8 protein-coding genes are annotated in these 11,038 nt (G+C 67.8%); 6 read left to right on the forward strand and 2 right to left on the reverse strand.

Annotated features, from left to right (window positions below; translation table 11 throughout):
* Window positions 1-337, forward strand: a 337-nt coding sequence (locus tag CEK65_RS21110) for a hypothetical protein (RefSeq protein WP_226980452.1), incomplete at its 5' end; no start/stop codon positions are given.
* 80 nt (window positions 338-417) lie between these two features.
* Window positions 418-2,802 carry a TonB-dependent receptor gene (locus CEK65_RS02565; RefSeq protein WP_152180673.1) on the forward strand — a complete coding sequence of 795 codons (2,385 nt, stop codon included), beginning with the start codon at window positions 418-420 and terminating at the stop codon, window positions 2,800-2,802.
* A gap of 280 nt (window positions 2,803-3,082) precedes the next feature.
* On the opposite strand, the gene CEK65_RS20915 is transcribed toward CEK65_RS02565, so the two are convergent.
* Complete coding sequence (locus CEK65_RS20915) at window positions 3,083-3,256, reverse strand: hypothetical protein (RefSeq protein WP_193314669.1); 174 nt, start codon at window positions 3,254-3,256, stop codon at window positions 3,083-3,085.
* A 342-nt stretch (window positions 3,257-3,598) separates the two neighbouring features.
* Between CEK65_RS20915 and CEK65_RS02570 the strand changes: the two genes are divergently transcribed.
* On the forward strand, window positions 3,599-4,030 hold the full coding sequence (locus tag CEK65_RS02570; protein WP_026143831.1) for a hypothetical protein: 432 nt from the start codon (window positions 3,599-3,601) through the stop codon (window positions 4,028-4,030).
* Here the strand turns inward: CEK65_RS02570 and CEK65_RS02575 are convergent.
* Window positions 4,020-5,534 carry an MASE1 domain-containing protein gene (locus CEK65_RS02575; RefSeq protein ID WP_082028689.1) on the reverse strand — a complete coding sequence of 505 codons (1,515 nt, stop codon included), beginning with the start codon at window positions 5,532-5,534 and terminating at the stop codon, window positions 4,020-4,022. The genes CEK65_RS02570 and CEK65_RS02575 overlap by 11 nt on opposite strands.
* A 481-nt stretch (window positions 5,535-6,015) precedes the next feature.
* On the opposite strand from CEK65_RS02575, the gene ybaL reads away from it, so the two are divergent.
* The 3 genes from ybaL (at window position 6,016) to CEK65_RS02590 (ending at window position 10,795) form a co-directional block, all read left to right on the forward strand.
* A complete protein-coding gene (ybaL, locus tag CEK65_RS02580) occupies window positions 6,016-7,695 on the forward strand; it encodes a YbaL family putative K(+) efflux transporter (RefSeq protein WP_152180674.1) in 1,680 nt (559 codons plus the stop codon).
* Between the two features lie 210 nt (window positions 7,696-7,905).
* The gene (locus tag CEK65_RS02585) at window positions 7,906-8,637 is read left to right on the forward strand and encodes an aldolase/citrate lyase family protein (RefSeq protein ID WP_152180675.1); all 732 of its coding nucleotides are present in this window, start codon (window positions 7,906-7,908) and stop codon (window positions 8,635-8,637) included.
* 79 nt (window positions 8,638-8,716) lie between these two features.
* On the forward strand, window positions 8,717-10,795 hold the full coding sequence (locus CEK65_RS02590; protein WP_152180690.1) for a TonB-dependent siderophore receptor: 2,079 nt from the start codon (window positions 8,717-8,719) through the stop codon (window positions 10,793-10,795).
* Window positions 10,796-11,038 lie beyond the last annotated feature (243 nt).

Here is an 11,038-nt window from a genome sequence, read left to right on the forward strand (position 1 = left end):
GGCTTCACTCGTCGCGGCTGAAGCCGCTCCCACAAGCGCCATACGCATTGCTCGCGAGATGCTGCGCTCGTGCAACCGCGACGCGCCCAACACCGTGCTCTGCCTCGTGCCGCGCAGCCAGCATCCCTCACATCGCACTGCGAAAAACGCCGCAGCACCCGCGCGCAGGCACCGCCGCGTGCACCATGTCCGTGCGCATGGGCGGCATTTTGTCTACACGCCCGGAAAATCCCGGGATTGGCGCTGCCGCAACGCCTGCAGCGGTGGTTGCAATTGCAACCTCGGCATCCGGCTTAACGGAATATTGACTCCACTGACATCAACCGGTAATCCCTAGGTCGCGTCGTCGCATCCGCCAGGGGACAGGGGAGTGCGCATGCAGCGGCGCCTCCCCCCACTTCTGGAGCCGCCTCCCCCATGACGCGCACGCTCACTCCGCTCGCCCACGCCGTCGCCCTGTGTCTGGCGACGTCCGCCGTTTCGGTCCACGCGCAGAACACCGGCAACGCGCAAACGCTGGACACCGTCATCGTCACCGGTACGCGTGTGGCCGATCGCACCGTCGCCGAATCGACCTCGCCGATCGACATCATCTCGCCGGAGACGCTGCAGTCCACCGGCACCACCGAACTGGCCACCGCGCTGTCGCGCGCGGTGCCGTCGTTGAACTTTCCACGCCCGGCGATCACCGATGGCTCCGATGCGGTGCGCCCGGCGCAGTTGCGCGGGCTCTCGCCGGACCAGGTGCTGGTGCTGGTCAACGGCAAGCGCTACCACACCACCGCGCTGGTCAACCTCAACGGCGCGCAGGGCCGCGGCTCCTCGCCGGCCGATCTCAACACCATTCCCATCGCCGCGGTCGAACGCATCGAAGTGCTGCGCGACGGTGCCTCCGCGCAATACGGTTCCGACGCCATCGCCGGCGTCATCAACATCGTGCTCAAGGGCAGCGGCACGGGCGGCAGTCTGGCCGGGCGCTACGGCAAATACAGCGCCGGCGACGGCGAGCAGTACCAGCTCTCCGGCGATGCCGGGCTCACCTTCGCCGAGACCGGCACAGTGCACTTCGCAGCGCAGGCCGGACACCAGGACCAGACCGACCGCGCCACGCCGTACCAGGGCCAGGTGCAGCAGCGCTACGGCGACCCCGACGTGGACCAGGGCGCGGTCTCCTACAACGGTCAGTACAGCCCGGCCGACTACATCACCTTCTATTCCTACGCGATGCTCAGCCGCCGCGAGGTGCTGTCCAACGGTTACTTCCGCTGGTCCGGCGACAACCGCAACCGCCCGGAGATCTACCCCGACGGCTTCCTGCCGCAGATCTACAACGTCAGCAAGGACGTGTCCTGGGTCGGCGGGGTCAAGTCCAGCACCGCCGGCGGCCTGGCCATCGACCTCAGCTACAACTACGGCCGCAACGATCTGAGTTTCGACGTGCGCCATAGCCTCAACAACAGCCTCGGCCTGGCCAGTCCCACCGAGTTCTATGCGGGCGCGCTGCAGGTCACCCAGAACGTGCTCAACGCCGACTTCAGCAAATCGCTGGAGGTCGGCCTGGCCTACCCGGTGACCCTGGCCTTCGGCGCCGAGTGGCGCGGCGAGAAGTTCAACGAATCGCCGGGCGCGCCGGCGTCCTATGTCAATGGCGGCATTCCCTCGGCCAATGGCACCCTGCTGCCGGGCGCGCAGGTGTTCGCCGGCTTCAAGCCCGGCGACTCCGGCCACTACGATCGCAACAGCTACTCGGCCTATCTCGACCTGGAAGGCGATATCACCGACAAGTTCTCCGCAGGCCTGGCCGGGCGCTACGAGAACTACAGCGACTTCGGCGACACCGCCACCGGCAAGCTGTCGCTGCGCTACGCCTTCAGTCCGAAGGTCGCGCTGCGCGCCACCGTCTCCACCGGCTTCCGCGCACCGTCGCTGCAGCAGCAGTATTTCCAGTCGGTCGCCACCAACTTCATCAACGTCGCCCAGCCCGACGGCAGCATCGCCGCCACGCCGTTCGAGATCGGCACCTTCCGCACCGACAATCCGGCGGCGATCGCGCTCGGCGCCGAGCCGCTGAAGGCCGAGAAGTCCAAGAACTACGGACTGGGCCTGGTGCTGCAGCCGGTGGACGCGCTGTACATCACCCTCGACGCCTACCGCATCGACATCGACGACCGCATCGTGCTCTCGGAGAACCTCACCTCCACCGCCGTGCGCAACTACCTGCAGGGCAACGGCTACGCCGGCATCGGCGGCGGCCGCTACTTCACCAACGCCATCGACACCAAGACCCAGGGCGTGGATGCGATCGGCACCTACAAGCTCACGCTGCCCGCGAGCAGCCTCGATCTCACCGCCGGCTACAACTACAACAAGACCGACATCGAGAAGATCGCCGGCAATCCTGCGGTCCTGGAAGCGATCGACCCGACCGCGGTACGCATCGGCCGTGCCGAGATCGGCCGCATCACCCGCGGTTCGCCGCGCGACAAGTTCTTCCTGAGCAGCGTATGGTCGCCCGGCGCCTGGGCCTTCACCGCCACGGCCACGCGCTGGGGCGAATTCACCGACTTCGGCACCACGCCGGCCGCCGACCAGACCTATGCGGCCAAATGGACCCTGGACCTATCGGCCGCGTACACGCTGGGCCGCTGGCGCGTGACCGTCGGCGGCGACAATGTGCTCAACGAGTATCCCGACCGCTCGCGCGCCGGCGCCGGCACTCGCACCTATCTGCCGTACAGCACGTCCTCGCCGTTCGGCTTCAACGGCGCCTTCGCCTACGCCAACGTCAACTACAGTTGGTGATGCATTGCGGCGGCGGTGTCCCGGCACCGCCGCCGCCGCGTTCATCGCAGACAACGCGGCGACCGCATGTCCGCCAGGTCGGTCTCGATGGCGTGCGGCGCTACACCGCTGACGCAGGAATCGGATGGGCATCAACGCGGCGGTGACGAAGCGTCGGCAAAGCGCGCGCCCATAAGCCTCGTCCCGTTCGGCAACGCATCGCACTCGCGCCGTCATCCGTTCGACCCATGCGTTTGCAGCGACGCGTCGCCTGATCGCGGCCGACAGCGACGCAGAGGCGTCAAACATTCGCCGCGCGATCCGGGCGCATCGGGCCAAGCGACTGTACCGATCCGGTCACGTCGGTGATGGCCATCTCAGACACGACACGACTCGTGATCGCATTCGACAAACGCCGGGCGACGGCGCGATGGATTTCCCCACGATGCAACGCGCTCGCCATCGACAGCGGCATTCGGCATCACTTGGCTGTGCCGAACGCGGAAGCGCCAGCAACAACATGCCCTGCTGCACCGCGAGGACATACCCGCAATGTGTGGCATGGAAACTGCAATAAGGTCCACGCCCGACACCCCGGCGATGCCGGATGGTCGACGCGAATCGCGCGTGACCTGGGGCCATACCTGAGCAAGCCGATGCGGCGTATTTGCGGGAATTCCTCCGCAAAAATAAGCGTGAGCCACATCACAAGTATGAATCGATTGATTATTTGTCAACAGTGGCCTGTTGCGATTCGCGTAATGTGGAATCGCCTGAACGGCAGGCAAAAAAGCCCCATCCGGGGAAGGACCTGATTATGTGGAAAACTTCTAAACTCGCGACACTCTCGGGCATCGTGCTCTGCTCTGCGCTGGCGTCCAATGCCTATGCACAGAGCTGCTGTCCGGGCGGCGGTGTCGGTACGCCGATCGCCATTCGCGGCTTCGGCGAGAGCGCACCAGCGGCGACCAACCTGTCCACCAACGCATCGGTGCGCATCTATCAGTTCGAGCGTAACGGCGTGACCTACCTGCAGATCAACGACAGCACCGGTCAGGTGCGCGGTGCGGTCGGCCGCGTCGGCGACACCGCCTGGGTGACGCCGATGGGCAAGGACGTGGATCGGGTGAGCACCGTCGACACCTTCGACAGCAGCCGCGGCACCGTGGTCTACGATGCGCGCTACTTCACCGTGCAGGTGACCAGCGGCGCCAACGGCGACGTCTGGACCGTGACCATCAAGAAATAACGGTCTTTTGCAGCGGCTCGGAGATCAGGAAGCTGATCTTTTGCTCATGACGGCGCCGGCAGGTGCCGTCATGAGCCTTCAAGCGGCTGGCCAGTTCCCAGTCCATCTCGTTGGCGCTGTGATGCTTGCGGCCGCTGCCCGGCATCGCCGCATCGGCTTCCACGGTCACCACCAGGCCGCGCTTGCCGCGTGCCGACCAGACTCGTGCGGTGATCGTATGCCGGCCCGCATCGGGCAGGATTTCCATGGCGTTGAGCACGCAGCGATACGCCGCCAGCTGCAGCCCGATCGACAGCCGCCGCGAATCCCCGTGCAGGCGCGCCTCGACCTCGGTATCGCAGGCGTTGGCGAAGGCGATGGAATTCAGCGCGCCGTACAGGCCGTGGGTTTCGATATCCAGCGGATACAGCGCCGCGACGTAATCGTCCAGCAATTGCGCCTGGATCACCCCGGTACGGTTCATTTCCATCGCCGCGGCGTAGTGACCGTGCTCCTTCAGCGTACTGGCGATGTCGCGGCGCAGCTTGTTGATGTGCACATGGATGTCGGTGTACTCGATCACGCGGTTACGCAGCGTGCGCTCGGCCGACATGTAGCTGGCCTGGGCGACTTGCAGGGCCTGCCTTTCGGCAAAGCCGAAGCGTTGCGCCTGGTCGAAGGCGACAGAGAGCCTGGCGCCTAACGAAGCGAGCGCAGTCACCGCGAATGCCACCAACAACTGCACCTGCAATGTGTCCGCATCGTAGGCACCAGCATAGTTGGTCTTTGGCAGTGACATGGCCACCGCAAAGTTGGCCATCACAACACCGATTGCAGCGCCTCGCCATGCATGCTTGAACGTCAGCCACACAGCCGGCGCGATCATCAGAACCAGAACGAACTGGCGCAGCACACCCTCGGCCTGCATTGCCCCAGCGAACAGGACGGCCATCAGTAACGCAGCGACGCCCGCGCTGTGCAGCAGCGTCCTTCGCTCGCCTGTATCTCCCTCTCCTCGCCTGACCCACAGCAGGGCGGGAAAGACGAACATGACGATACCCAGATAGAAACCTATCCAGAACTTCAGCGTGTTTTCCAGATTGATATAGGCGGCAGGCCCACCCAGCAGCCAGTTGACTCCCTTGTTGACGAGCACTGCCCACAATGCCGCGCACAGGCAGATCAGCGGCAGCCAGCTCTGCTCGACCCGGAAATCAGGAAGGCTGCGCCGGACCGCCCAAGGCAGCAGCGAGAAGGCCGGCATCAACAGGAACGAGCTGCCGTACACCCAGACCGGATTTGCCCCGCCCTCCTCGATCATCGGCACACGCATGCTCAGCAGCGCCGCCGCGTCTCCCAGAAAAACGTAGGGCCAAAGCCGATACGGGAGAAACAGCAGTGCTGCGGTGCGCAGTCCGATCGGCAGGAACCATTGATCCAGAGAGCAGTGCCACACGGCCAGGTAGGCCGCGCAGTACACCGCGCTCAAGAGGATTCCGCTCGCGAATGTCTTCAGTCTAGCCATGCCACCCTGGTCCTGGCAGGACACCTAATTGGCGCAAACATACACCACGGCATGGGCCGAAACAGTAGACAGATAACGTCCATCATCCGGTGTAATGTCTTTCCCGACAGGGAGTTGCGCGAGGGACCCGATCGCTGCGACTTCCATCCCACTCAGGGTGTCGGGGAGCGGGAGCCGGGGCTGGGATACGGCACCGCCCGGGTCGCCGGTTGCGCGGCTCGCGGCCCTGGCACGCGCGTCCATGCCCCACCTGCGCGATGCCGGGGGCATGCGGCTCGCGGCCGCCTGCTCCCGATGCCGGCCGCCCGGCCGCCCGGCCGAGATCGTCCCGTCCTGTCGTCGCACGCGCAGCCCGCCACGTAATGGGCCTGTGGCCCAATCACGATGCCCGGGGTCCGCCAGCCGTTTGGCGCCACCCATCCATTTGCCGACAAAAGCCCCGATCGGCGACACTCGGGGCCTACTTGTTCTGCGATCCTGAATGCATCACGACACCAGTCTCATCGACATCATCGCGGTCGGGCTCGCGCTCGCCTTCATCCTCGGCACGCTCGCCCACCGCCTCAAACTCTCGCCGCTGGTCGGCTATCTGGTGGCGGGCATCTGCGTGGGCCCATTCACACCGGGCTTCGTCGCCGACCAGGCCCTGGCCACCCAGTTGTCGGAACTGGGGGTGATGCTGCTGATGTTCGGCGTGGGGCTGCACTTCTCCCTCGAAGACCTGATGGAAGTGAAGTGGATCGCGATCCCCGGCGCGCTGGCGCAGATCACGGTCGCCACCCTGCTCGGTTGGGGCCTGGCCTGGAGCATGGGCTGGCCGACCCTGCACGGCCTGGTGTTCGGCCTGGCGCTGTCGGTGGCCAGTACCGTGGTGCTGCTGCGTGCGATGGAGGAACGGCGCCTGCTGGAAACCCTGCGCGGGCGCATCGCGGTCGGCTGGCTGATCGTGGAGGACCTGGTGATGGTGCTGGCGCTGGTGCTGCTGCCGGCACTGGCCGACGCGCTCGGCGGCAAGGGCGCCGACACCGGGGCGATCCTCGGCGCGCTCGGCGTGACCCTGCTGAAGATGGCCGCGTTCGTGGCGGTGATGCTGGTGGTCGGCCGCCGCGCCATCCCGTGGGCGTTGGAGAAGGTCGCCGCGACCGGCTCGCGCGAACTGTTCACCCTGTCGGTGCTGGCGATCGCGCTGGGCGTGGCGTTCGGCTCGGCCACCCTGTTCGGCGTGTCGTTCGCGCTGGGCGCCTTCTTCGCCGGCATGCTGCTGAAGGAATCCGAGCTCAGCCACAAGGCCGCCAACGACTCGCTGCCGCTGCGCGACGCCTTCGCGGTGCTGTTCTTCGTCTCGGTGGGCATGCTGTTCGATCCGCACATCCTGGTCGAGCATCCCTGGCAGGTGCTGGCCACGTTCCTGACCATCACCGTCGGCAAGTCGCTGGCCGCCTTCGTGATCGTGCGGGCGTTCGGCCACCCCACCGGCATCGCCCTGACCATTTCCACCAGCCTGGCGCAGATCGGCGAGTTCTCCTTCATCCTGGCCGGCCTGGGCGTGAGCCTGGCGATCCTGCCCGAGACCGGCCGCGACCTGATCCTGGCCGGCGCGCTGCTGTCGATCATCGCCAACCCGCTGCTGTTCACCTGGCTGGACCGCTGGCAGGCGCGGCAGGCAGTGGAGGCGCCGGTGACGGTGGAGCCGGAGTTGCCGCCGGGCCCGTCGCTGGACCTGGTCGACCACGCCATCGTGATCGGCTACGGCCGGGTCGGCAGCGCGCTGGCGGCGGTGCTACGCGAGCGCGGCGTACCGGTGCTGGTGATCGACGACAACCGCGACCATGTCGAACGCGCCCACGCCGACGGCATCCCCGGCATCCGCGGCAGTGCCGCCGCCGACCGCGTGCTGGCCGAGGCGCATCCGGAGAAGGCCAAGATCGCGATCCTGGCGATCCCGCAGCCGCTGGAGGCCGGCGAGGCCCTGGCCAAGCTGCGCGCGCTGAACCCGGCGCTGACCCTGCTGGCGCGGGCGCACAGCGATGCCGAGGTCAAGCACCTGCTCGACCACGGCGCCGACGGCACGGTGATGGCCGAGCGCGAACTGGCCTATTCGCTGGCGGAAATGGTGATGGCGACGCCGCCGTACCGGGGGCTGCGTGCCGCGGCGCGCTGAGGCCTTGACCGCGCGGCTTAGGGATTGGGGATTCGGGATTGGGGATTCGCAAAAGCGGCTCCTCTTCGGCGAGTGAGTCGCAGCGAAAAGTGTGGTGGCGCACAGAAAGCGTCTACGGCGGTCGTGAAGACCCGTAGCGAATCTTCTTGATAAGCATTCTCGTTTGCGGCAGGATTGCGCTCCCTTCCCCAGTTCCGCGCGCCCTCCCCCATGGCCTGCAAGATCGGGTTGCTCAACTCCGTGCCCAGTGCCCTGCTGTGCGAGATGTTCGGGCATGTCGGCTACGACTTCGCGGTACTCGATCTGGAACACGTGCTGCGCTCGCCCGCCGAGCTTGAACACGCCATCTGCGCCTGCGAGCTGGGCGGCTGCGAACCGTGGGTGCGCGTGCCCGAGGTCGATGCCAAGCTGATCGGCCGGGTGCTCGATGCCGGCGCCCGCGGCGTGGTCCTGGCCGGGCTGGACAGCGCCGAGCAGGCCGAGCGCGCGGTCGCCGCCGCGCACTTCCCGCCGCACGGCCGCCGCGGCATCACCGGCGGCCGCGTCACCGGCTTCGGCAGCGTGGCCCTGGCCGACTACATCGCCGGCAGCCGCGCGCGCCTGCGCGTGATCCCGATGATCGAGAGCGCCGCCGGCGTGCGCGCCCTGCCGCAGATCCTGCAGGTGCCCGGCGTGTCGCTGGTGATGGAAGGCGCGCTGGACCTGGCGCTGGACCTGGGCGTCGGCCCGCAGCCGACCCATCCGCAGGTCTGGGAACAGCTGCTGGCGATCGACGCGGCCTGCCGCGCCGCCGGCGTTCCCTTCTGCCCCAATCCCCGCGACGCCGCGCAACGCGCGCACTGGCTGGCGCAGGCGGACCTGCAGTGGCTGTTCGCCGGCGAAGACCGCGCGTTGCTGCAGGCCGCGTTGCGCCAGCGCGCGGCCGACCTGCGCAGCCCCTGACCGTTTTCGTGCCTCTGGAGTCGTCGTCTTGATCGCTTCGCTTTCCCCTTCGCTGCTGGCCGTCGCCCTCGCCGCCGCCATGCTCGCCCCCTCCAGCGCGTGCGCCGAGGACACTCCGCCCGACGCCGACGCGCAGGCGCGGATCCGCCAGCTCGACGCGGTGCAGGTGCAGGGCAGCCTGCTCGGCCGCTCCACCGTCGAGGACGTGCAGCACTACGCCGGCAGCCGCCAGGTGATCGACAACACGCAACTGCGCACCGGCGCCAACCGCTCGCTGGACGACGCGCTGCAGAAGGTGCCGGGCATCAAGGTGTTCGACGAGACCGGCACCGGCGCGCTGCCGCAGATCATGCTGCGCGGCCTGTACGAGAGCCGCAGCGGCCGCGTGCAGGTGCTGGAGGACGGCATTCCACTGGCGCTGGCGCCGTACGGGCAGACCAGCCTGTCGCTGTTCCCGGTCGGCCTGAACCAGGTCGACCGCATCGACATCGTGCGCGGCGGCGCGGCGGTGCAGTACGGCCCCAACAACGTCGGCGGCGTGATCAACCTGATCAGCCCGGACATCCCCACCACCTGGACCACCACGCTGGGCCAGAAGGTCACCGCCGGCGGCGCTGGGCATTACCTGGGCGACACCGCGATCAGCACCGGCGGCTACGCCAGCGATACCTTCGGCCTGCAACTGGACGCCAACTGGACCAAAGGCGACTACTGGCGCGAGCACAGCGCCACCGACATCAAGAACCTGCGCCTGCGCGCGGAATGGTGGCTGGCACCGGACAAGCTGCTCAAGGCCAGCGTGCAGCGCTACGTCGCCGACATGGACATGGCCGGCGCCTTGTCCACCGCCGACTACCTGCGCGATCCACGCCAGTCGACGCGGCCGCTGGACGCATTCAACGGCCGCACCACGCGCGCCTCGCTGGTCTACCAGCAGGACTTCGGCGATGTGGGGCCGTTCCAGGACCTGCGCCTGGACTGGAGCAACTTCAGCGCGCGCAGCAGCCGCAACTTCATCGTCGGCATGCGCTCGGCGGCCAGCGAGACCTGGCGCCCCGACCTGCCGCCGCAACTGCGGCAGAGCGCCCCGCGCGATTTCCGCGTCTACGGCAGCGAGCCGCGGCTGAGCTGGACGATGGGCGACGGCGCGGTGCGCCAGCAGTGGACGCTGGGCGCGCGCGCGATCAACGAGGACATCGACTTCCTGGTCGGCAACACCCGCCTCAGGGACGGCCTGTACACCCTGGTGCGCGACTGGCGCTTCAAGGACCGCGGCGCGGCGGCCTACGTGAGCGACGCGATTTCCCTGGCCGACGGCCGCGTCACCGTCACCCCCGGCCTGCGCTACGAGCAGGTCGATTCGCGCTACTACAACCTGGCCAGCGGCGCGCGCACGCGCAACAAGACCGACGACGTGCTGCCCGGCCTGACCCTGGGATTCCAGGCCAGCCCGCAGTGGTACCTGTACGCCGACGGGCAGCGCTCGCTGCGCGCGCCGCAGGTCACCCAGATCATCTTCGGCGACAACCTCGACGCCGAACTGGCCTGGAACTACGAAGCCGGCGCACGCTACCAGCCCAATGAGCGCACCCGCGTGCAGTTCGGCGGCTACCTGATCGACTTCGACCAGCAGATCCAGCTCGACAACACCACGCGCACCTACCGCAACCTCGGCAAGACCCGCCACCAGGGCGGCGAAGTGGAACTGCAGTGGAGCCCGGCGCAACTGCGCGCGCTGACCCTCAACGCCGGCTACGCCTACCTGGACGCGCGGCAGGAATCGGGCGTGTACGACGGCAATCGCGTGCCCTACACCTCGCGCAACCAGCTCACCCTCGGCGCGTCGTACCGGCCCGACTCCGGTCATACCACCGTCGCCGTTTCCAGCTATTACTTCAGCCGCGCCTTCAGCGATGCGGCCAACACCGTGCAGGAGAACGCGATCGGCTCGGTCGGCGAACTGCCGGCCTACTGGGTGTGGAACGCGCAGCTGAGCCAGGTGCTCAGCGAAGGCGCCAGCGGCAAGCTCAGCGCGTCGCTGGCGGTCAACAACCTGTTCGATCGCAAGTACTGGTACCGCGGCATCGACACCAGCCCCTGGGGCCGGCAGCCGGCGCCGGGCCGCAGCGTCACCGTCGGCCTCGAGTACACGTTCTGATCCACCCCGGCGTCGGACGACGACGCCGGCAGTCGCACCACCGCGCGCCAGCACGGCGCGCCGCCGCCCGCGGGAGACGCGGGCACCTGCAGCGGACGCAGCCGCGTCCTTCCCCTACCCAGCGCGCGCCCGATGCGATGCGCCAGGCAACCACGCGACCCTGCCGCAGCCGCGGCGCATGCCTCCCGTGTCCGCCTCCGCGCGGCCGCGCCGGCGGCGTGCGTGCGCCTGCGCCCGACGAGA

Source organism: Xanthomonas sp. LMG 12459 (assembly GCF_009192905.1).
Lineage (GTDB): Bacteria > Pseudomonadota > Gammaproteobacteria > Xanthomonadales > Xanthomonadaceae > Xanthomonas_A > Xanthomonas_A sontii.